This window comes from Streptomyces sp. 6N223, from assembly GCF_052246635.1.
Classification (GTDB): domain Bacteria; phylum Actinomycetota; class Actinomycetes; order Streptomycetales; family Streptomycetaceae; genus Streptomyces.
Genome location: NZ_JBQQCA010000026.1, coordinates 1 through 20,714, shown reverse-complemented (window position 1 = coordinate 20,714; position 20,714 = coordinate 1). Strand labels below are relative to the sequence as shown.

Here is a 20,714-nt window from a genome sequence, read left to right as displayed (position 1 = left end):
GGTCGCCACGTCCGCGTGACGGGCCGTGGCCGCCGCTCTACCGGAGGCGGGGAAAGAGCGGGCTCGCGGCTGGCAGAACGCCCCCGTCAGCGGGTGCCACCTGCTCGGCGATGCGCGCGGCGGCGTCGGGGATGAAGGGGTGCAGTTCGTCGGCCAGCACGCGGCACGCCGTGACCAGGGCGGCGAGAACCGTGTCGAGCTGCCGGCCCGCGTCGCCGGCGCCCCGCCGTTCCGCCCCGGCCAGTTCCCAGGGCCGGGTGGTGTCGACGCAGCGGTTGGCCGCCTCCACGATGTCCCAGGCGGCACAGATCGCGCTGCGGAAGTCGAAGCCGGCCAGGGCCGCATCGACACGGCCGGGGGCGTTCCGGCATGCCTCCTCCAACGCCGCCACCGCGGGCTGCACCGCAGGCTGGTCCCACCCGCCCGCATGGGTCGCGGGTGCGGGGACCGCCCCGCCGCGATAGCGGTGGACCATCGTCACGATGCGGTGGAGGAGATTGCCCAGTCCTCCGGCGAAGTCCGCGTCGGCACGGGTCGTCAGCCGGTCGACGGTGAAGTCGGCGTCCCCGACGCGGGGAACATCGCGCAGCAGCCACCAGCGCACCGCATCGGTGCCGTACGCCTCGGCCAGGGCGGCCGGATCGACGGTGGCGCCGCCCGACTTGCTGAGCTTGCGGCCTGAGACGGTGAGGTAGTCGTGGACCAGGATGTCGGTGGGGAGCGGCAGCCCGGCCGACAGCAGCATGGCCGGCCAGTACACGGCGTGGAAGCGCACCACGCCCTTGCCGACCAGGTGGATGCGGCGCTCGCTGGTCACCCACCACCGGTCGTACGCGGGGTCGCCGTCGCCGTAGCCGTTGCCGTGGCCGTAGCCGAGGCTCGTGACGTAGTTGCCCAGCGCGTCCCACCACACGTAGACGACCTGGTCGGGGTCGTCGGGCACGGGGATGCCCCAGCCGCGGGCGCGGCTGTGGGAACGGGAGACGGAGAAGTCGTGCAGGCCGTCGGCGATCAGGGCGAGAACCTCGTTGCGGCGGACGGCGGGCTCAATGCGCAGGGTTCCGGCCACGATCAGCTCGTGGAGCCGGTCGGCGTAGCGGGAAAGCCGGAAGAACCAGTTCTCCTCCGCGACGAGCTGGGGCTCGCTCCCGTGCTCGGCGCACCGCCCGTCGACCAGGTCGTCCGGGGCGTAGAACTGCTCGCAGCCGACGCAGTACAGACCCTCGTACGCCTTGCGGTACAGGTCCCCGGCGGCGGCGCACCGGCGCCACAGCCGCTCCACCCCGACGCGGTGGCGGGGGTCGCTGCTGGTGCGGATGAAGTCGTCGAGCGACAACGCCAGCGGTTCGCGCAGCGCGGCGAACGCGTCGGCGTTGCGATCGACCAGCCACCGCACGTCCACGCCCTCGGCCTCGGCGGCCAGGACGTTCTTCAGGGAGTTGTCGTCGGTGCCGCTGAGCAGCCGGACGTGATCGCCGCGGCGGCGCCGGTGGCGGGCCAGCGTGTCCGCCTGCACCAGCTCCAGGGCGAACCCCAGGTGCGGGCGCGCGTTGACGTACGGAATGGTCGTGGTGATGTAAACCCGTTCAGGGTGGCGTGGGCGTTGCGGGCGTTGTGCGGTCATCGGTCCTCCTCTCCCGGCAGCGAGGCCCGGTCCGCACCACACACGTCGAGGCCCCGTCCCGGGGCCTCGATTCGGTACGCGTCCGTGCTCAGCGGCCCCGTTGGCGGGGCATCAGCCGGTGGCGCTGAGGCGAAGGCGTGATCATGTCGCCGATGCTAGCAACGGGCCCTGGCGCCGGGCCCGCGCTTTTCCCGCGGACGGGGGGTCGTGAGGGTGACGCGATCGCCGGGCGGATGATCCGGAAGTGCTCCGGAAACTTTCGGTGTGAAGAGTTGGAAACCTTGAGGGCTCGTGCGGGCTCAACGCCTAGGGCAGGGCGCCGACCTGGAGTGACGAGGTTTCAAGGGACGTATGACAGGGGCGGGTTTCTCGTAAACCTTGCGGAAACTGTTGACAACTCAATGGGGGGGTCTCAGCATGGTCATGACATCGACAATTCCGTCACTGCACCCCCACGTCACATTGTCGATCCGGGTCACCCGCGCGATCTGGCCCTCCGGTCGTGAGCCGCACACCGACCGGCCAGCTCCCGCTGTGCTGCGACAACGCCGACGATCCGTCGGCGACCTCGCTCTGGTCATCGACAGAACTGTCGAGTCGTACCACGTGTCTGGCCTCCGCCAGCCTTCACAAGGAGGAAGCATGACCATGGAGAACAACCCCGCGCCGATGCTCGGTCGCAGGGGTCTGATCGGCGGTGTCGGCGCGCTGGCCCTCGGTGGCGCGGCCGCGCTGATGCTGCCCGAGGGCGCCAGAGCCCAGCAGACCATCACCACCAACCAGACGGGCACCCACGACGGGTACTACTACTCCTTCTGGACCGACACCCAGGGCACGGTGTCGATGACGCTCAACTCCGGGGGCAGCTACAGCACCCAGTGGAACGGCACGAACAACTTCGTCTGCGGCAAGGGCTGGGCCAACGGCAGCCGGCGGACCGTGAACTACAGCGGCAGCGTCAACCACGGCAGCAACGGCTACCTGGCCCTCTACGGCTGGACCTCCAACCCGCTGGTGGAGTACTACATCGTGGAGTCCCACGGACCGTACAACCCCAGCAGCGGCGGCGAGACGCGCGGCACGATCAACGCCGACGGCGGCACGTACACCCTCGTCCACTCCATGCGGTACAACGCCCCGTCGGTGGAGGGCACCCGGACCTTCCCGCAGTTCTGGAGCGTCCGGCAGAGCCACCGGACCAGCGGCACCATCAACACCGGCACCCACTTCGACGCGTGGGGCCAGGCCGGCATGACCCTCGGCGCGTTCAGCTACTACATGATCATGGCGACGGAGGGCTACCAGAGCAGCGGGTCCTCGAACATCACCATGAGCTGAAGACCGCATCACCTGTCCCCCGCGAGGACGACAGACAGCCCACCTTCCGGCAGGACCAGGTAGGGATCCGGGGCTGTGGAGAGCCGCCCTTTCGGCCACCTCCACAGCCCCGGTCTCATGCCCGGATCACGGCGCGCGCCCCCGGCGCATCCCGCTGGCCGCCACGGCTCGGCGAGTTCCTCGGCGGCGGCCCGCGCGTCCGGCAGATCCTTTTGACGCAGATCCATCAAAATGATCCTGCCGCCACCGAGCATGAGGAGTTCGGCCATGACCGCGCCTGACGAGTACGCCAGTGTCCGTTACATCGTTGACGACGTGCAGGCCGCCATCGACTTCTACACCACCCACCTCGGCTTCACGCTGAACACCAGCGCCGCACCCGCGTTCGCCGACGTGGTCCGTGGCCCGCTGCGGCTGCTGCTGTCCGGCCCCGCCAGCTCCGGCGCCCGCGCCACCCCCGAGGATGCCGCCATCGCAGGCCGCAACCGCATCCACCTCATCGTCGACGACCTGGACGCCGAGATCGCCCGCCTCCGCGATGCGGGCCTGTCCTTCCGCAGCGACATGGTCAGCGGCCCCGGCGGCAGCCAGATCCTCCTCGCCGACCCGGCCGGCAACCTGATCGAGCTGTTCCAGCCCGCCCGCTCAGCGTCTGGCTGAACCGGACCTCAACGTCCGGGGAGAGCTCGGCCGTGGGACCGTACCCGTTCCTGGAACGTCGCCGTCGGCGTGGCGTGGTGCCAGGCAAGATCACGGATCTGGCAGGCCCTGAGGACTTCGGTCGGCTCCTCGATGAGCCGGACGCCCAGCGTCGCGGGCCACGGCCTTTGCCTCCTTACCGGAGGAGAGCCGCAGGGCCCGCAGCGAGGCACCTAGTTCCGCCCGGTTCACTCAGCCCCGTACGTTTCCCACCATTCGAAGAACGGCTGCGCGCGGCTCAGGGCCTCGTCCCGGTACGCCAAGAACTCAGCGGTGCGCTCCGAGGGGAGCACGTCTGATCCCAGAAACGCGCCGTTTTCGTCATAGCGCATCACACTGACGGCCGACTCGTCGAACAGCCAGAAGTCTGGGACGGCCCCCAATGGGTTCTTCCGATCGGTCGTGTCGAGGATGAAGAACTCCTCTCCCGCTTCAGCGTTGCGGTGGTATCCCCATCCCAGTTCGTACCGGAGGTAGTCCGTGAGCGGACGTGAGAGCACATGGACTCGATAGATGCGCTTACCACTCTTTGTGGCATCACGGACCGTCGTCACCCATGGAGTGTTGCGGAAGCTCTCCGGCTGCTCCTCTCCCGCCATGAAGGCATGGAAGTGGTCCGCCAGTCTTGGAATGTCGTAGGCGTCCAGGGTTTCGAGCCGGAACGCTTCCCGCTTGAAGCTCCTCATAAGTTCTTTATGCGATGCCATCGCGAATCGCCCTCTTGACCAGCGCCTCGACCACCGACGCTGGCAGTTCCACGATTCCCTCACCGGCAGGGACACTGAGACCGTGATCGGTGGTCACGTCTCCCTGGAACAAGTAGCTGTTTCGGTCTGTCCTGAAGACCCCGGCGCACTCGTCGTCTTCGCACTCGCCGACATACTTCGTGACGCGCATGCAACTCCTTCCCACCACGGCAAGCTAGCCCAGAGTCATGTTCCCGAACCACGACCGACCGGTGCAAGGGATACGGGTTTCCATAACAGGAAACCATGTCATGGGCGCGAGTGCCTGCGCCGCAGTCAGCAGCCGCCACGAATCCGGGACGCCCGGAACGGAGATCTCCCTACGGTCCAGCGTGCCGGCCACAGTCGCGGGCTCGGTGATCAGTTCCAGGCGGGGCGATCGGTGCCCCACCGTGACGGCGGACGTGGCCATGTTCTGGGGGCGCCGTCGTAGGCGATCGGGGGGAGGGCGTGGCGCAGGGTTCCGTAGGGCGAGGGGGTCTCGGTCAGCCAGGGCTGGGGGTCGTACGTCTCGCCTTCGGCGGGTGCGGCGGCCGCGGGTGCCGGGTGGATGTTGTGGAGCAGCCAGGAGGCCGTGCCCGCGAGGGAGAGCCTGATACGCCGGCCGCCGCCGGTGAGCTGCCGGTCGCTCAGTGCGCGCAGGACCGCCGCCGCGAGCAGGTACCCCGTCCCATGGTCCAGCGCCTGTGCGGGCAGCACACCCGGACGGCCGTCGGCCCCGGCCTCGATCGCGGCGATGCCGCTCGCGGCCTGGACGAGGCTGTCGAAGCCACGCCGCTCCGCCCACGGCCCCGACCAGCCCCAGGCCGAGAGCTGGGCGACGATCAGGCCGGGGCGCCGCTCCAGCAGTGCCTCGGGCGCCAGACCGTACGGGTCGAGCGCGCCGGGCCGGTACCCCGTGACCACGACATCGGCCGACCCGAGGAGGGCGTCGAAGACCTTCCGGTCCTGGGGAGTGGAGAGGTCCAGCAGGGTCGAGCGCTTGCCCATGCCGGTGTCGGCGTGGGCGTCGGGGTCCTCAGGGAGCTGGGGGGAGTCGACGCGCAGCACGTCAGCTCCGAGGAGGGCGAGAGTGCGCGTGGCGACGGGCCCGGCGATGACCCTCGTCAGATCCAGGACGCGCACGCCGCTGGCCGGAAGGGACGCCCCAGGCAGCGCCCGTGGCGGGCTCTCCCCAGCAAGCCGGGACTCGACGAGCGGATGGACAGTCGCGCTCCGGCCCGTGGCAACGCCCACGGCCAGACCGCCCGCCGCGTAGACCGTCTCCTGGATCCCCAGGGCCGGACGCCCGGCCAGCTCCTGAGCGAGCGACCCGGCCAGCGCCTGGTCATCGCCCGTGTCGCGGATCCCCAACGCGCGCAGGAGACGGGAGCGGTGGTGCGGGTAGTTGGCGTGCGTGCGCACCCAGCCGTCGGCCGCGCGCCAGAAGCCGGACAGCGGCGCGAAGGACGTCGGCTTCCGCCCATCGATCCGCAGGTGCCGCTCGCTGACGAACGCCGTGGCCACGGCGGCCTCGCGCACATGGACGGTGGGAATCGACGCCTCACCGCGCCGCGCGAGCAGCTCGGCAGCGGCCAGCGAGCACACGCCCACGCTCGCCCGCGCCAGTTCCCGCACCGGCAGCCGGGCTGGCAATACGCCGCTCGCCTCTTCGTACGACACCCCCTCGGCCAGTCCGTTTGGGCCACCGAGTGCGGCCCAGGCGTGGGCAGTCGCCGGGTCAACCGGCATTGGGCGTCTTGAGGGCGGAGAGGAGCGCCGCCAGGCGGGCGGGGGTGGTGGCGAGGATGGTGGCGGGGTCGTCGCTCTCGCGGAGGGCGGGGCCGGTGGGGGCGGTAGACAGTTCCATGCAGTTGTTGCCGTCACCGCCGCCAGAGAATGAGGACTTCTGCCACCTGTGTTGGCTGGGCATGTCAGCGGCCGATCGGGTCGTTTGCCTTAATGAGGGACAGCAGAGCGCCGAGGCGGTCGCGGTTGGTCGTCAGGATCAGCGCTGGGTCGTCGCTCTCGCGGAAGGCGAGGTCCTGCGAGCGGGCGGCCAGTTCAAGGCACTCGTTGCCATCGCCGCCGCCGGAGAACGACGACTTCTGCCACGCGATGTGCTCGGACACGGTTGGCCTCTCAGAGTTCCTGGATGATGCCGTGGATCAGGTCGCGGGTGTCTTCGGGGCTGAGTGCCGCCCGCGCGCCCATGTCGAAGAGCGAGCTTAGTCGGCTCACCTGCGCGCGTGCATCGATGAAGACGCTGCCTTGAGGGCTGTCCTGCAGGGCCGTGTCGAGCTGCGGGACAGGACCGCATGCGTACGTCATCGACCAGCCAGCCCCGCCGAAGCCGTCACGGTCGAACGGGACCACTCGCACTGTGACGTGGCCCCGCTCGGACTGGTCGAGCACCGCGCGGAGCTGGGCCCGGGCCGTCTTTCGGTCGGCCACCCGGATGCGCAGCGCTGCCTCGTGGATGATCGCGGTGTACTCCGTGTGCGGGTAGCGGTCGATGACCATCTTGCGCTGCATCCGATGGGCGACGCGCGGCTCCAGCTCGCTCGGCGGCAACGCCGGGACGATGTACGAAAAGACCGCGCGGGCGTAGTCCTCCGTCTGAAGCAGACCTGGGATATGCACGATCTCGATCCTCCGCAGACGCGTCGCGTGGTACTCCATCTCGGCGAGATCGAGGAAGGATGGCGGAAGAACACCCCGATAGTCCTCCCACCAGCCGCGCGTGCGGTCGTCGGCCATGGCCGCCAGGGCGTCGATCAACTCCTCGTCCGGGCAGGCGTAGTGGGCGGCGAGCCTGCGGACCCGTTCTCCGCTGACGCCCGCCTTCCCACTCTCAAGCTGGCTGATGGACACGGGGTTGATCCCCAGCAGTCCAGCCGCGTCCTTTCCGGACATGCCCGCCGCTTCGCGCAGCTTGCGCAGTTCGGCTCCCAATCGGGCTTGCCGGGCGGTGGGTTGAATCCTGGGCGGCATGATACCCCTCTCGAACGAGTGAACTAGTCCACTCAAGACCCTAGTTGAGGTTGCTTCGTACTCATCATAGGCCCTACAGTGAGTGGCGTCTCAACTACTCCGGACCAACGATCGAGGAGATCGCATGGGACAACCACCGTGGAGTGACGAAGAGTTCGACCAAACTATCCGCGAGATGGTCGCGGGGGCCGCGCCCCGGGTCTTCGCCGTCGTGCAGGTGGAGGGCGAACGGGAGGATGCGTGGATCGCCGGGTGGGGATTCGCGCTTGAGGATGAGGACGGGCGGACGGTGTACGACATCGTCGGGTTCGACGGGCAGAAGCGGGTCCGCATGCGGTCGCTGGATCGGCTGGGGTTGTTCTTCGGAGGTGACCCGCTGATCTCCGTGCGGGTGGAGTGGGCTACGGCGGCCTGACGCTCCTGACAACGCGAAGTGGCCCGCCGCTCCCCCTGTGAGCGGCGGGCCACGTGCGTTGAACTAGGCGACGGGGATGGGAGGTTCCAGGGGCTGCTGGTGGCGGGGAACGCTGCGGCGGCGACGGGGCCAGGCGCGGTCGCCGAGGAGGGCGAGGATGGACGGGAGCAGGACCATCCGGACCAGGGTCGCGTCCAGCAGGACCGCTACGGCCAGGCCCACGCCCATCTGCTGCATGTCCTGCATCTGGAGGAGAGCGAAGACCGAGAAGACCGCGACCATGATGACCGCCGCGCCGGTCACGGAGCCCGCCGTGGCGCGGATGCCCTCGCGGATGGCCTCGTTCGCGGGCAGGCCGCGCTCGTGGGCCTCGCGGATCCGCGAGACGACGAAGACGTGGTAGTCCATGGAGAGGCCGAAGAGGATGACGAGGACGAACAGCGGCATCCAGGCCTCGATCGCCCCGGCCGGCTCCATACCCAGCGTCTCCGCGCCCCAGCCGTGCTGGAAGACGGCCGTCATCACGCCGTAGGCCGCGCCCACCGACAGCAGGTTCAGGACGATGGAGGCCACGGCGATGGGGAGGGAGCGGAAGGACAGCAGCATCACCAGGAAGGTCACGACCGTGATGTAGAGGAGGATCGGGAAGATGTCGTTGGAGAGCTGATCGGTGAAGTCGGTGGATTCGGCGAGTTCGCCGGTGACGTACGCCTCCTCGGACACGGGCTCCAGGTAGGTCGGGACCAGCTCGTCGCGGAGGGTGTCCAGGGCCTCGGAGTCGTCGCCCTTCAGGGGGACCTCGATGCGGGCGATGTTCTGGGACTCGTGGAGCGTGACGTTGCTCGCGTCGGTGGCGTTCTCGAAGTCGCGGAGGGCGGCGGTGAATTCGGCGGAGGTGACGTCGTCGGCGCGGACCACGACCTCGGCGGGCGCCGGGCCGTCGGGGAAGGCGCTCGTGATCTCGGCGTAGGCGATGGTCAGCGGCGAGTCGGAGCCGAACTGCTTCTCCAGGCCGAGCTGTTCGGTCTTCATCGTCAGGGCGGGGGCGCAGAGGGCGAGGAGGGCAGCGCCCGCCACGATCGCGAACGCCTTGGGGTGGGAGAGGACCGGGCGCATCAGCTTCCCCGACAGGCCGCCGCTCGCGCGGCGGCGGTGCAGGAGCGGGACGCGGCCGGCGTTGATGCGGTCGCCGAGCCAGGAGAGCATCGCGGGGAGGACGGTGACCGAGCCGAGCATCGCCACCAGCACGACCGACACGGTGGCGACGGCGAAGCCGTGGAAGAGCAGCAGGCCGGAGAGGAACATGCCGGACATGGCCAGCATCACGGTCAGGCCGGAGACCAGGACCGCCCGGCCGCTGGTCTCGGCGGCGATGCGCAACGCCGTCTCCGGGTCGCGGCCCGCCGCGCGCTCGTCGCGCTCGCGGCGCAGGTAGAAGAGGCAGTAGTCGACGCCGACGGCCAGGCCGACCAGGAACATCACGGAGTTCGTGGTCTCGAAGAGCGGAACCTGGTGGCTGGCGAGGGCGAGCAGGCCGAGGGTGGCGATGCAGGCGGTCAGGGCCAGGAAGACGGGGAGCAGGGCGGCGACCAGGGCGCCGAAGACGATCAGGAGGATGCCGAGGGCCAGCGGGACGGCCGTCATCTCGGCGGTGCGGAAGTCGTCGGAGAGCAGGTCGGAGACGGCCTTGTCGCCGCTGGCCTCGCCGAACTGGTAGGTCTCGACGCCCTCCAGCGCGTCGACCGCGTCGATGACCGGGCCGACGCGGTCGGGGGCGGTGTCGGGGTCGCCCGCGATGTCGAAGGTGATCAACGCCTCGCGGCCGGAGGAGGACGGGATGGGGGGTTGGAGGTTGGTGACCTCGCCCGTCCCTTCCAGGGCGACGGAAAGCTCCCGCGCGGCCTCGCGCCAGGCGTTGGGCTCGTCGCCGCGCAGCATGACCAGCTCGCCGGCGGGGGTGGTGAGGCCGGCGTCCTCGAGGATCTCGGCGGCGCGCTGGGAGTCGCCGGAGCCGACCTCGGAGTCGCTCATGGCGTTGAAGCCGGAGGCGCCGCCGACGACGGCGGTCAGGACGACGAAGAGCAGCCAGCCGAGGATGGCCGTCTTGCGGTGCCGGGTGCTCCAGCCGCCCAGCCGCGCGGCCAGGCCATTCTTCGTGGATGCCAGGGATGTCTGGGATGTCTGGGCTCGATTCGTCATGCAAATGACGGTAGAAATTGGCGCGTTCGCGCCCCAGCCGGTCAGACACCCAGGTCGCGAGGCGTAGGGAGAGGGGCGGGGGTGTAGCTAGCCCCCCTCCCCTTGGACCTCAGTCGGCGGGGGGCACGCCCGCCCTGCGGGCCAGGGCCACGGCGGCGAGGGTGGAGTGGACGCCGAGCTTGCTGAGGACGTTCTGCATGTGGGTGCGGACCGTGTGGGGGGAGAGGTAGAGGCGTTCGGCGACGGCCTTGCGGCCCAGGCCCGCCAGCATGCAGCGCAGGACCTCCAGCTCGCGCGGGGTCAGGGACTCCACGAGGCGCTGGTGTTCGTCGCGGTGGCGGCGGTCGCGGGTCAGTTCGCGGAGGACGCCGGTGAGCAGGGCCGGGGAGAGGTGGGTCTCGTCGCGGAGGACGCCGCGGAGCACGGCGAGGAGGCGGGCGAGGGAGGCGTCCTTGGCGATCCAGCCGCACGCGCCCGCCGCCAGGGCCTGGGCGGCGTTGGCCGGGTCGTCGAACGTCGCGAGCATGACCGTGCGCGTGGCCGGATAGCGCTGGAGCGCGGTGGTCAGGAGGGAGGCGGCCTGGGCGGCTCCGTTCGGCGAGGCGCCTCCCGGGGACGCGCCGGCGGGTTGGAGGGCGCCGTCCAGCTCGGCGTCGATGAGCAGCACGTCGAACGGCTGCTCGTTCCCGCCGCGGATGCGTTCGAGCAGGTGGAGGGCGGCGGGCACGCTGCCGACCGCGAGCGCCTCGACGTCCTGCTCCGCGGTGAGCGCGGTGGCCAGCGACTCGGCGAAGATGCGATGCCCGTCCACCACAAGCACCCGGATTCGGTCCACTGCGCCCCCTGGGCAACGCGCGGGCTCGGTGGGCGCGGCGCCGCCGTGCCTTTACGACTCCGCGTCACCGGACGGCCGCCGCCGTACGGCACATCGGCGTCAGGCCCTTGGGCGTCGCACCCACCTGTCTCGCCCCCTGATGTGGCACCAGCCCCCACCGGTGCTGATCTCAGACTACGGCCGGTGGGCGTTCATGGAAGGTGTTTCACCAAAGTAGTCGTATCGATAAAGTCACAACGGGAAGTGGGTGTTCAGGCTACGCGGGAAGGGAAACGCGGCGGGCCCCGGCGGAGGGGATGGCCTCGAAGATGCGGGGCGGGACGTACTCCTCGGCGGCGAAGGCGGCGGTGACCGCCTTGCCGACGGTCTCGGTGGCGTCGGCCTCGACGAGGACGATCGCCGAGCCGCCGAAGCCGCCGCCGGTCATGCGGGAGCCGAGCGCGCCGGCCGCGTTGGCCGTGTCCACGACGAGGTCCAGCTCGGCGCAGGAGATCTCGAAGTCGTCGCGGAGCGAGGCGTGCCCGGCGGTGAGGACAGGGCCGATGTCGCGGGCGCGGCCGGCGTCGAGCAGCGCGATGACCTGCTCGACGCGGTGGTCCTCGGTGACGACGTGCTTCACGCGGCGCCGGATGACGGGGTCCTCGACGCGGGCGAGCGCGGCGTCCAGTTCGGCGTGGGGGATGTCGCGCAGCGCGGGCACGTCGAGGGCGGCGGCGCCCGCCTCGCACTCGGCACGGCGCTGGGCGTAGGCGCCGTCGGCGTGGGCGTGCTTGACCTGGGTGTCGACGACGAGCAGCCGCAGGCCCTCGGCGGCCATGTCGAAGGGGATCTGGCGGCGGCTGAGGTCTCGGGTGTCGAGGTAGAGGACGTGCCCGGCGGTGCAGGCGGCGGAGGCCATCTGGTCGAGGATGCCGCAGGGCATGCCGACGAAGTCGTTCTCGGCGCGCTGGGAGTGGCGGGCGAGGTCGTCGGGGGTGAGGCCGAGGCCGTTCAGGTCGCTGAGGGCGAGGGCGGTGGCGACCTCCAGGGCGGCGGAGGAGGACAGGCCGGCGCCGGTGGGGACGTTGGACTCGAAGTACAGGTCGGCGCCGTCGAGGCGGTGGCCCGCGCCCTGGAGCACCCAGGCGACGCCGGCCGGGTAGGCGGCCCAGCTCTCCACCATGTGGGGGGTCAGCTCGTCGAGCGGGAACTCCACCGTGGGGCCGGGGATGTCGCGGGAGTGGACGCGCAGCATGCGGTCGTCGCGGCGGGAGGCGGTGACGGTGGTGTTGTGGGGCAGGGCGAGCGGCATGACGAAGCCGTCGTTGTAGTCCGTGTGCTCGCCGATGAGGTTGGCCCGGCCGGGGGCCGCCCACGCGCCCTCGGGGGCGGTGCCGAAGAGTTCCTGGTGGCGGGCGGCGGCTGTGCTCACTTGCTGTCCTCTCGGGTGCGCTGGGCCTGCTGGGCCTGCTCGGCGTGCTGCTGGGCGAAGGCCCAGGCGTCGCCGATGATGGTGGCGAGGTCGGCGCGGCTGGGGCGCCAGCCCAGGCGTTCGCGGGCGCGGTCGGCGGAGGCGACCAGCACGGCGGGGTCGCCGGGGCGGCGGGCGGCCGGGGTCTCGGGGATGGGGTGGCCGGTGACGCGGCGGGCGGTCTCGACGACCTCGCGGACGGAGAAGCCGTTGCCGTTGCCGAGGTTGCAGATCAGGTGCTCGCCGGCGGTGGCCGAGGCCAGGGCCAGCAGGTGGGCCTCGGCGAGGTCGTCGACGTGGATGTAGTCGCGGACGCAGGTGCCGTCGGGGGTCGGGTAGTCGGTGCCGTAGACGGAGATCGACTCGCGCCTGCCCTGGGCGACCTGGAGGACGATGGGGATGAGGTGGCTCTCGGGGTCGTGGCGTTCGCCCTGCGCGCCGCTGGCCCCGGCGACGTTGAAGTAGCGCAGGGAGACGGCGGCCAGGCCGAGGGCGTTGCACTCGCCGGTGATCATGTGGTCGACGGCGAGCTTCGAGGCGCCGTACGGGTTGGTGGGGGCGGTGGCGGCGTCCTCGGTGATCGGGGTGGTGGCCGGCTCGCCGTAGACGGCGGCGGTGGAGGAGAAGACGAGGGTGCGCACGCCCGCCACGCGCATGGCGCGCAGCAGCTCGATGGTGCCGCCGACGTTGTTGCGCCAGTACTTCTCGGGGTTGGCGACGGACTCGCCGACCTGGGAGCAGGCGGCGAAGTGCAGCACGCCGTCGTAGGAGCGGTCGAGCCACTTGCCGGCGTGCTGGATGCGGCCCTCGAGGAACTCCGCGCCCTCGGGCACGCCGTCGGTGAAGCCGGTGGACAGGTCGTCGAGCACGGTCACCTGGTGCCCTGCCGCCAGCAGGTGGGCCGCGACCACGCTGCCCACGTACCCCGCGCCGCCCGTCACGAGATATTTGCTCATTCCTTGCTCGCCACCTCTCGCAGCCGGTCGGCCGCCGCCTCCGGCAGTACATCGCTGACAAAGGCACCCATGCCCGATTCCGAGCCCGCCAGGTACTTCAGCTTGCCCGGGCTGCGCCGGATGGTGAACAGCTCCAGGTGCAGCGCGAAGTCCTCGCGCACGAGCTCGCGCCCTTCGAGGGAGAAGGGCGCCTGGTGCCAGCCGGAAATATACGGGGTGGGCGGGACGTCGGGGCCGAAGATCCGGTCGAAGCGGCGCAGGAGTTCCAGGTACACGCCGGGGAACTCCGCGCGCGCCGCGTCGTCGAGCGCCAGGAGGTCGGGGACGCGGCGCGCCGGGTAGAGGTGGACCTCGTAGGGCCAGCGGGCGGCGTAGGGGACGAACGCCAGCCAGTGGGCGGTCTGCAGCACGATGCGGCGCCCGTCGGCGCGCTCGTCGGCGACCACCTGGTCGAAGAGGTTGCCTCCGCCGGTGCGGGTCCTGTGCTCGGCGAGTGAGCGCAGCATCCGCTCCGTCACGGAGGTGATGTAGGGGTAGCCGTAGATCTGGCCGTGGGGGTGGCCGAGGGTGACGCCGATCTCGGCGCCGCGGTTCTCGAAGCAGTAGATCTGCTTGACGCCGGGGTGCTGGGAGAAGGAGTCGGTGCGGTCGGTCCAGGCGTCGAGGACGAGCGCGGCCTGCTCCTCGGTGAGGTCGGCGAAGGACGCGTCGTGGTCGGAGGTGAAGCAGACCACCTCGCAGCGGCCGAGGTCGCCGGAGAAGGAGGGGAAGCGGTTCTCGAAGACGACGACCTCGTAGCTCTCGGCCGGGATCTCGCTGAGGCGGTCGCCTCGGGAGGGGCAGAGCGGGCACTGGTCGGCGGGCGGGTGGTAGGTGCGGGTCTGGCGATGGGCGGCGTAGCCGACGTGTTCGCCGAGAAGGGGGTGGCGGCGCACCTCGGAGGAGGAGGTGGCCGGCGGGAGGGGCCGCCGGTCGAGGGCGTCCCGGGCGGCGTCATCGTGGGAGTCGTAGTAGATGAGCTCACGGCCGTCCGCCAGTCGGGTCGCGGTCTTCTTCATCGCGTTTCCTCGCACCAGCTTCGCTGCTAGGTCCTAGTTAAACAGAATCGAACACAATGAACCATGCGCGTGCTGGATCCGTCAACGGGCCAGGTCAGGGACCGGTTCATTTCCCCCTCCGCCCCCTGGACCCCCGGATGGGAGCGGGTCAGGGCAAGTGGTCGAGCAGTCGAGTTCGGACTGCCAGGGCCGCGGCCTCCAGGCGGGAGGCTGTGCCGAGCTTCGTCAGCAGGCGCTGCACATGCGTCCGGGCCGTGCTGGGCGCCACGCCAAGACCCGCGGCGATGCGGCGGGTGTCCTCGCCCTCCACGATCCGCGTCAGCACGTCCGCCTCCCGCTCGGTGAGCAACGCCGCGAGCCTGGCGCCCTCGGCGTCGGGCGCGTCGCTGGGGTTGAGCAGCTCGGCGAAGGCCTCGCGCAACAGCTGCGGCGAGACCGCCGCCTCGCCGGCGCGGGCCTTCACCATGGCGCGCTCCACGCCCTCGATCCGCTCGTCGTGGCGCACGTACCCGCGTGCGCCGGCGGCGAAGGCCGCGGCGACGCCCCGCGGGCGCGGCACCGGGCCGAGCACCACCACCGCCACCCTCGGCGCCTCGCGCCGGATGCGGGGCAGCGGCTCCAGGGCGCCGGGCTCGTCGGGCGCGTCCGAGCCGAGCAGGCAGACCTCGGGCTGCTTGCTCACCACCAGATCGGCGGCGCGCGCCACGGGGGCGCCGGCGCCCAGCACCCGGTGCCCGCGTACGCGCAGCGCCGAGGCCAGCGCCTCCGCCACCAGCCGCCTGTCGTCCACGACGACGACCCGCACGCTCATCGGACGGCCGTCAGCGGTAGACGAGGGTCGCGTCGCGGTCCTCGAGGCTGCCTTCGTAGAACGCCTCGGTGATCATGAGCAGGCTGTTCTCGTGCCATATCAGGCGCAGCTCCTGCAGGTCTGAGGGGGAACCGGCCGCCGCCTCCTGGGCGGTGGTGGCGGGGTCGAGGCGCATCACCGGCGTCGCCTGCTCGGTGGCGGGGTCGATCGCCACGACCATGCCCGGCGTGGTGTCGTCGTAGCCGTCCCGCTGGTAGGCGAGGATCTTCCCGTCCTGGGCGGCGAAGGGCCGGATCTGGCGGTAGGTGCCGTTGACCGGGCCGCTGCCCTCCTCATAGACCGGCGCCACCTCGTACAGCGGCTGGCCGCTGCTCAGCTCGAACGCCACCACGGCGTTGTCCGAGGCGGGCGTGTTGCTCGCCAGGTACAGGAAGCCGTCCTGCACGACCGACATCTTGCAGTCGTTCAGGGTGTTGACCATGCAGGGGGACCTGTACCGGTCGACGTCGTAGTCCAGGGTGTGCGAGATCTCCTCGTGGTTCTCGTCGATGACGAAGATGGTCTCCTTCTCCAGGTCGTCGTCGAGCCAGGCGGTGACCACCAGCGGCTCGACCGAGACCACGGAGTGGATGACGAGCTCCTGGCCCTCGTACTCCGTCCCGTACTCCCACTCCCACAGCTCGTCGCCGGCCTCGTCGGTGGCGCGGATGCTGCCGCCCTCGTCGCCGACGAAGCCGCAGGCGCGCTGCGAGACGAAGGTCTCGTCGATGACGGCGTACGCCACCTCGGGGCAGTTCTCCTCGGGCGAGGAGACCCACAGCTGCTCGCCGGTGCTGATGCCGTATCCCATGCCGGTGGTGCCGGTGCCCAGGGCGACGGTGTCGCCGAGGATCGCCGGGTAGACGGTGTCGGAGAGGGACCCGCCGATCCGCTCCAGGTCGAGGTTGATCCGGGTGACCTCCTCGCCGGCGGCGATGTCGATCACGGTGAGCACCTCGCAGTCGCGGCCCTGGAGCACGGCGACGCGGTTGTCCGAGGCGGTGGGCGAGGCGTTGCAGTCGCCGCCGCTCAGTTCGAGGGGCAGGCTCCAGACCTCCTCGCCGCTCTCCAGGCTGTAGGCGGTGATCGCGTCGTCGATGGTGCGCACCACGGTGTCGTCGGTGACCCAACTCCCCCGGGCACCCAGGATGATGTCCTCGGCGGAGACCTTCGGCCCGGGCGTGGACCAGGCGAGGGCCGCGTCGATCGGCTCGGCGGGCAGCCCGCCCTCACCTCCGGTGCCCTCGCCCTCTCCCTCGCCGCCGCCGCCCGGGTTGTCCCCGTCGTCGCCCTCGGCGGTCGGGGAGGAGTCGTCGCCGCCGGAGACGAGCAGGACGGTGCCGCCGGCCGCCAGGAGCAGCGCCACCACGGCGGCGATGATCAGGGCGATGCGGGCGCCGCTGGCCCCGGACCTGCCGCCGCCCGGCCGGGGTGGAGGCACGCCAGGAACGCCCAGCTGGACCTGCTGACCCGGCTGCGGACCCCACCCCGGCGGGGCGGCGGCCGGCGGCGTCGGGGCGGCGCCGGGCCCGTACGGCCCGGGCGGCACGGGGTCGCCGAAGCCCGCCTGCGGGGGCGGCTGCTGCGGATAGCCGTACGGCTGCGGCTGCGGCTGCGGCTGCGGCTGCGGCTGCGGCTGCGGCTGCGGGTACCCGTAGCCGGGCTGGCCCGGTTGGCCCGCCGGCGGGAGCGGCGGGGCCGAGGGCGGGGTGCCGGGCGCGGGCGGCGGCGTCGGGGGGCCGAAGCTTCCCTGCTGCCGCGGGTCGGACGGCTGACCGGGAGGCTGATTCTGCGGCGGTGGTTGTGACATGGCTCCCCCTGGGCCCGGTGATCTGTTAAGCCGAGCCCTTTTTACCACCAGGCTGCGACACTGCCCGGTCCTGTTCCGGCAGGAAAGCGGTCGTGACCGCACCGAAACCAACGGCCCGTCGCCGTCAGCGCTCCTCAGTGGTAAGCGAGGAGGGAGGGCTCCCCGGCGGCGTTGTCGTCCTCGCTGAAGTACATGCGGACCAGCAGCAAAGTGTTCTCGTGCCAGATGACCTGCGAGTCCCACGGCGAGGTGGCTCCCGCTGTCACCAGGTACTCCTTCGGGCTCGCGGCGCCTTCGAGGTGCATCACCGGGGTGGCCTTCTCGGCCTCGGGGTCGATGGAGACCACCGTGCCCGGGTAGTTCTCGTCGAAGGCGTCCCGCTGGTAGCCGAGGAGTTGACCGTCCACCACGGCGAACGGCCGGATGGTGCTGGCCAGATCACCCGCCTCGCGGGCGCCCTCGTCCCGGTCGGCGTAGTACGGCGGGATCTCCAGGACCGCATGACCGTCGCCGAGGTCGAACGCCACGATCGCGTTCTCCTGGCCCGTGTAGCTGGAGAGGTAGAGGTACCGGTCGTCCACGACGGCGAGACCGCAGTCGGTGAGCGTGCTGCCGTGGCAGGGCGAGACGTAGTGCTCGGGGTCGTAGTCGAAGGCGAACTCGATCGACTCGTGCCGCTCGTCGATGAGCAGGATGCGCTCCTGCTCGTAGTCGTCGTCGGCGTGGGCCGTGACGATCAGCGGGTCGATCGAGATGACGGACTTGACGTACATCTGCTCGCCCTCGAAGCCCCCGTCGTACTCCCAGCGCCACAGCTCCGAGCCGTCCTCCGTGGTGGCGCGGATGCTGCCGCCGGCATCGCCGGACGCGCACTCCTCGTGCGTGATGAACGTGTGGTCGATGACGGTGCGGGCGATGTCCTGGCACTCTCCGGTGATGTCGCTCGCCCAGATCGGTTCACCGGTGCCGACGTTGTACTCGATGAGCCCGTATGACCAGGACACCGCCGCGATGTCGCCGAGGATCGACGGGACGCCACCGGATCCGGCGCCCCCGCCGGATCCGCCGACATCGGTGGGGAACGAGGTGACCTCGTCGCCGCTGGCGATGTCGATCACCGTCATGATCTCGCAGTCCCGGCCCTGGAGCACCGCGATGCGGTCCTCGGAGACGTTCTCCGAGGCGCGGCACTGGCCCTCGGTCAGCTCCAGCGGCAGACTCCACGCCTCCTCACCGGTGCGCAGGTCGTAGGCGGTGATGGCGTCGTCCACGGTCCGCACCACGTTCTCCCCGGAGACCCACACCCCCCGCGACTCGTCGGTGATCTCTTCCGGCGTGACCTCGGGCGGCCCGGCCTCCCAGGCGAGTGAGGCGTCAACGGGCTCGGTGGGCAGGCCGTCTGCCTCCTGCTCCTGGCCGGTGGGGCCGGGCTCTGGGCTGGGGTCGGAGCCGGAGCCCTGGAAGCGGTCGAACCCGGTCAGCAGCGCGATGGACGCGCCGACGGCGACCAGCCCGAACCCGGTCGCCAGGGCGATCAGGGTCCGGGCGCGGCCCCGGCCGCCGGGGTGCCGGGGCCCGGTGGGAGGTGAGGCAGCAGGCGGCGGCGGAGCGGCGTTGGGTGGCCCGAAGCCTCCCGGCTGGGTCGGCTGGAGCGGCTGGCCGGCCGGTGGCGGCGGACCGGGCGGCGCCGGCGGGCCGAAGCCGCCGGAGGGTGGTGCGGTGGGCCGCTGGTCCAGCGGCTGGCCGTAAGGCCGGCCCTGTCCTTGTGGCTGTCCCTGCGGCGGGTACGGCGAAGACGGCGGTGGCTGATGCGGTGGCTGATGCGGTGGCTGTGACATGGTCCCCCCTGGACCCCTCCCCTTACCTGACAGTCACCAGTCGTATCACACGGCCTCTTCGGCGAGTTCGAACCATCGGGTCTCCAGCTCCTCGCGCCGCTCGGCGAGTTCGCGGAGCTGGGCGTCCAGGCCCGCGACGCGCTGGAAGTCGGTGGCGTGCTCGGCCATCTCGCTGTGCAGCTTCGACTCCTGCTCCCCCAGGCGGTCGAGCTGCCGCTCGATGCGCTGGATCTCCTTGTGCGCCGCCCGGGCCTGGGCCGCGGGCTTGGCGGAGGCAGAGGCGGAGGCGGAGACGGCGGCCGGTGCCACGGCGGCGGCGGGCGCGGGCACGCTCGGCGCGCGCCGGCGGGAGCGGCGTTCGAGGTACTCGTCGATGCCGCGCGGCAGCATCCGCAGCCTGCCGTCGCCCAGCAGCGCGTAGATCCGGTCGGTGACGCGCTCGACGAAGTACCGGTCGTGGCTGACGACCACCAGCGACCCGGGCCAGGCGTCCAGCAGGTCCTCAAGCTGGGTGAGGGTCTCGATGTCGAGGTCGTTGGTGGGCTCGTCGAGGAAGAGGACGTTGGGCTCGTCCATCAGCAGGCGCAGGATCTGCAGGCGGCGCCGCTCGCCGCCGGAGAGGTCGCCGACCGGGGTCCACTGGCGGTCGGCGCCGAAGCCGAGGCGTTCGCAGAGCTGGGAGGCGGTCAGCTCCCGCCCCTTGCCGAGGTTCACGCGGGAGCGGACGCTCTCGACCGCCTCCAGCAGCCGCCAGGAGGGGTCGAGCTCGGCCACCTCCTGGGAGAGGTACGCCAGGCGGACGGTCTTGCCGACGGTGACGCGGCCGGACGCCGGTGAGGAGCCCGCCATGGCGCGCAGCAGCGAGGTCTTGCCGGAGCCGTTGACGCCGACCAGGCCGACTCGGTCGCCGGGGCCGAGCTGCCAGGTCAGGCGGGTCAGCAGCTCGCGGGCGGCGTCGCCCTCGCCGACGCGGATGGTCACCTCGTCGAGATCGATGACGGTCTTCCCGAGGCGGGCGGAGGCGAAGCGCACCAGCTCGGCACCGTCGCGGGGCGGCGGCACGTCGGCGATGAGGGCGTTGGCCGCCTCGATCCGGAAGCGGGGCTTGCTGGTGCGGGCGGGGGCGCCGCGCCGCAGCCAGGCCAGCTCCTTGCGGACGAGGTTCTGGCGCTTGACCTCCTCGCTTGCGGCGATGCGCTCGCGCTCGGCGCGGGCGAACACGTAGTCGCTGTAGCCGCCGTCGTAGGTGTGCACGGTGCCGCGCTGCACGTCCCACATGCGGGTGCAGACCTGGTCGAGGAACCAGCGGTCGTGGGTGACGACGACGAGGGCGGAGCGGCGGGCGCGCAGGTGGTCGGCGAGCCAGGAGATGCCCTCGATGTCGAGGTGGTTGGTGGGCTCGTCCAGGACGACCAGGTCCTGCTCGGCGATGAGGAGCGCGGCGAGCGCGACGCGGCGGCGCTCGCCGCCGGAGAGCGGGCCGATGACGGTGTCGAGGCCGTCGGGGAAGCCGGGCAGGTCCAGGCCGCCGAAGAGGCCGGTGAGGACGTCGCGGACGCGGGCGTCGCCGGCCCACTCGTGGTCGGCGAGCCCGCCGATCACGGCCTGCCGGATGGTGGCGGCCGGGTCGAGGGTGTCGCCCTGGCTGAGAACGCCGAGGCGCAGGCCGGTGGTGTGGGTGACGCGCCCGGCGTCGGGGTCGAGGCGGCGGGTGAGGATGCTGACGAGGGTCGTCTTGCCGTCGCCGTTGCGGCCGACGACGCCGACGCGGTCGCCCTCGGATACGCCGAGCGAGACGCGGTCCAGGACGGCTCGGGTGCCGTAGTCCTTGCTGACGGACTCAAGGCTGACCAGGTTGGGCATCGGCATGGGAATCGATGGTAGTCGGGCGGGTGGGTGGCGGCGCCGCGCCGGGTGCGGGGG

Annotated in this window: 19 protein-coding genes; 3 read left to right on the top strand and 16 right to left on the bottom strand. The window is 71.3% G+C overall.

Annotated features, from left to right (window positions below):
- Positions 1-37: 37 nt before the first annotated feature.
- The gene (gene metG, locus ACTWQH_RS17640; protein WP_443287545.1) at positions 38-1,624 is read right to left on the bottom strand and encodes a methionine--tRNA ligase; all 1,587 of its coding nucleotides are present in this window, start codon (positions 1,622-1,624) and stop codon (positions 38-40) included.
- Between the two features lie 648 nt (positions 1,625-2,272).
- On the opposite strand from metG, the gene ACTWQH_RS17635 reads away from it, so the two are divergent.
- Both ACTWQH_RS17635 and ACTWQH_RS17630 read left to right on the top strand, forming a co-directional pair.
- Complete coding sequence (locus tag ACTWQH_RS17635) at positions 2,273-2,962, top strand: glycoside hydrolase family 11 protein (protein WP_443287599.1); 690 nt, start codon at positions 2,273-2,275, stop codon at positions 2,960-2,962.
- Positions 2,963-3,229: 267 nt separating this feature from the next.
- Positions 3,230-3,622 carry a VOC family protein gene (locus ACTWQH_RS17630; RefSeq protein WP_443287544.1) on the top strand — a complete coding sequence of 131 codons (393 nt, stop codon included), beginning with the start codon at positions 3,230-3,232 and terminating at the stop codon, positions 3,620-3,622.
- Between the two features lie 227 nt (positions 3,623-3,849).
- On the opposite strand, the gene ACTWQH_RS17625 is transcribed toward ACTWQH_RS17630, so the two are convergent.
- The 6 genes from ACTWQH_RS17625 to ACTWQH_RS17600 form a co-directional block, all read right to left on the bottom strand.
- Complete coding sequence (locus ACTWQH_RS17625) at positions 3,850-4,347, bottom strand: DUF6879 family protein (protein ID WP_443287543.1); 498 nt, start codon at positions 4,345-4,347, stop codon at positions 3,850-3,852.
- A 7-nt stretch (positions 4,348-4,354) separates the two neighbouring features.
- Positions 4,355-4,558, bottom strand: a complete 204-nt coding sequence (locus ACTWQH_RS17620; RefSeq protein ID WP_443287542.1) for a hypothetical protein — start codon at positions 4,556-4,558, stop codon at positions 4,355-4,357.
- A gap of 209 nt (positions 4,559-4,767) precedes the next feature.
- Positions 4,768-6,138, bottom strand: coding sequence for a CoA transferase (locus ACTWQH_RS17615; protein ID WP_443287541.1), 1,371 nt, complete (start codon positions 6,136-6,138; stop codon positions 4,768-4,770).
- Positions 6,128-6,256, bottom strand: coding sequence for a hypothetical protein (locus ACTWQH_RS17610; protein WP_443287540.1), 129 nt, complete (start codon positions 6,254-6,256; stop codon positions 6,128-6,130). Before ACTWQH_RS17610 ends, ACTWQH_RS17615 begins: the two co-directional genes overlap by 11 nt.
- 64 nt (positions 6,257-6,320) lie before the next feature.
- Positions 6,321-6,518 (bottom strand): DUF397 domain-containing protein, encoded by a 198-nt coding sequence (locus ACTWQH_RS17605; RefSeq protein ID WP_443287539.1) that lies wholly within the window; start codon positions 6,516-6,518, stop codon positions 6,321-6,323.
- A gap of 10 nt (positions 6,519-6,528) precedes the next feature.
- The gene (locus ACTWQH_RS17600; protein ID WP_443287538.1) at positions 6,529-7,380 is read right to left on the bottom strand and encodes a helix-turn-helix domain-containing protein; all 852 of its coding nucleotides are present in this window, start codon (positions 7,378-7,380) and stop codon (positions 6,529-6,531) included.
- A 124-nt stretch (positions 7,381-7,504) separates the two neighbouring features.
- Between ACTWQH_RS17600 and ACTWQH_RS17595 the strand changes: the two genes are divergently transcribed.
- Positions 7,505-7,795, top strand: a complete 291-nt coding sequence (locus ACTWQH_RS17595) for a hypothetical protein (RefSeq protein WP_443287537.1) — start codon at positions 7,505-7,507, stop codon at positions 7,793-7,795.
- A 63-nt stretch (positions 7,796-7,858) separates the two neighbouring features.
- Here the strand turns inward: ACTWQH_RS17595 and ACTWQH_RS17590 are convergent, their stop codons facing one another.
- The 9 genes from ACTWQH_RS17590 to ACTWQH_RS17550 all read right to left on the bottom strand — a co-directional run bounded on the left by ACTWQH_RS17590 (position 7,859) and on the right by ACTWQH_RS17550 (position 20,660).
- On the bottom strand, positions 7,859-9,994 hold the full coding sequence (locus tag ACTWQH_RS17590; protein ID WP_443287536.1) for an MMPL family transporter: 2,136 nt from the start codon (positions 9,992-9,994) through the stop codon (positions 7,859-7,861).
- Between the two features lie 109 nt (positions 9,995-10,103).
- A complete protein-coding gene (locus ACTWQH_RS17585) occupies positions 10,104-10,805 on the bottom strand; it encodes a response regulator transcription factor (RefSeq protein ID WP_443287535.1) in 702 nt (233 codons plus the stop codon).
- 280 nt (positions 10,806-11,085) lie between these two features.
- Complete coding sequence (gene galK, locus ACTWQH_RS17580) at positions 11,086-12,240, bottom strand: galactokinase (RefSeq protein ID WP_443287534.1); 1,155 nt, start codon at positions 12,238-12,240, stop codon at positions 11,086-11,088.
- On the bottom strand, positions 12,237-13,235 hold the full coding sequence (galE, locus tag ACTWQH_RS17575; RefSeq protein ID WP_443287533.1) for a UDP-glucose 4-epimerase GalE: 999 nt from the start codon (positions 13,233-13,235) through the stop codon (positions 12,237-12,239). Before galE ends, galK begins: the two co-directional genes overlap by 4 nt.
- Positions 13,232-14,293, bottom strand: a complete 1,062-nt coding sequence (gene galT / locus ACTWQH_RS17570) for a galactose-1-phosphate uridylyltransferase (RefSeq protein WP_443287532.1) — start codon at positions 14,291-14,293, stop codon at positions 13,232-13,234. Before galT ends, galE begins: the two co-directional genes overlap by 4 nt.
- Before the next feature lie 148 nt (positions 14,294-14,441).
- Complete coding sequence (locus ACTWQH_RS17565) at positions 14,442-15,104, bottom strand: LuxR C-terminal-related transcriptional regulator (protein WP_443287531.1); 663 nt, start codon at positions 15,102-15,104, stop codon at positions 14,442-14,444.
- 10 nt (positions 15,105-15,114) lie between these two features.
- Positions 15,115-16,953 (bottom strand): outer membrane protein assembly factor BamB family protein, encoded by a 1,839-nt coding sequence (locus ACTWQH_RS17560; protein ID WP_443287530.1) that lies wholly within the window; start codon positions 16,951-16,953, stop codon positions 15,115-15,117.
- A gap of 134 nt (positions 16,954-17,087) precedes the next feature.
- A complete protein-coding gene (locus ACTWQH_RS17555) occupies positions 17,088-18,791 on the bottom strand; it encodes an outer membrane protein assembly factor BamB family protein (RefSeq protein ID WP_443287529.1) in 1,704 nt (567 codons plus the stop codon).
- Positions 18,792-18,836: 45 nt separating this feature from the next.
- The gene (locus tag ACTWQH_RS17550; RefSeq protein ID WP_443287528.1) at positions 18,837-20,660 is read right to left on the bottom strand and encodes an ABC-F family ATP-binding cassette domain-containing protein; all 1,824 of its coding nucleotides are present in this window, start codon (positions 20,658-20,660) and stop codon (positions 18,837-18,839) included.
- Positions 20,661-20,714 lie beyond the last annotated feature (54 nt).

Coding starts and splice junctions, on each gene's coding strand:
- metG (WP_443287545.1), bottom strand. CDS start 1,624: ATGACCGCACAACGCCCGCAACGCCCACGCCACCCTGAACGGGTTTAC.
- ACTWQH_RS17635 (WP_443287599.1), top strand. CDS start 2,273: ATGGAGAACAACCCCGCGCCGATGCTCGGTCGCAGGGGTCTGATCGGC.
- ACTWQH_RS17630 (WP_443287544.1), top strand. CDS start 3,230: ATGACCGCGCCTGACGAGTACGCCAGTGTCCGTTACATCGTTGACGAC.
- ACTWQH_RS17625 (WP_443287543.1), bottom strand. CDS start 4,347: ATGAGGAGCTTCAAGCGGGAAGCGTTCCGGCTCGAAACCCTGGACGCC.
- ACTWQH_RS17620 (WP_443287542.1), bottom strand. CDS start 4,558: ATGCGCGTCACGAAGTATGTCGGCGAGTGCGAAGACGACGAGTGCGCC.
- ACTWQH_RS17615 (WP_443287541.1), bottom strand. CDS start 6,138: ATGCCGGTTGACCCGGCGACTGCCCACGCCTGGGCCGCACTCGGTGGC.
- ACTWQH_RS17610 (WP_443287540.1), bottom strand. CDS start 6,256: ATGGAACTGTCTACCGCCCCCACCGGCCCCGCCCTCCGCGAGAGCGAC.
- ACTWQH_RS17600 (WP_443287538.1), bottom strand. CDS start 7,380: ATGCCGCCCAGGATTCAACCCACCGCCCGGCAAGCCCGATTGGGAGCC.
- ACTWQH_RS17595 (WP_443287537.1), top strand. CDS start 7,505: ATGGGACAACCACCGTGGAGTGACGAAGAGTTCGACCAAACTATCCGC.
- ACTWQH_RS17590 (WP_443287536.1), bottom strand. CDS start 9,994: ATGACGAATCGAGCCCAGACATCCCAGACATCCCTGGCATCCACGAAG.
- galE (WP_443287533.1), bottom strand. CDS start 13,235: ATGAGCAAATATCTCGTGACGGGCGGCGCGGGGTACGTGGGCAGCGTG.
- galT (WP_443287532.1), bottom strand. CDS start 14,293: ATGAAGAAGACCGCGACCCGACTGGCGGACGGCCGTGAGCTCATCTAC.
- ACTWQH_RS17565 (WP_443287531.1), bottom strand. CDS start 15,104: ATGAGCGTGCGGGTCGTCGTCGTGGACGACAGGCGGCTGGTGGCGGAG.
- ACTWQH_RS17560 (WP_443287530.1), bottom strand. CDS start 16,953: ATGTCACAACCACCGCCGCAGAATCAGCCTCCCGGTCAGCCGTCCGAC.
- ACTWQH_RS17555 (WP_443287529.1), bottom strand. CDS start 18,791: ATGTCACAGCCACCGCATCAGCCACCGCATCAGCCACCGCCGTCTTCG.
- ACTWQH_RS17550 (WP_443287528.1), bottom strand. CDS start 20,660: ATGCCGATGCCCAACCTGGTCAGCCTTGAGTCCGTCAGCAAGGACTAC.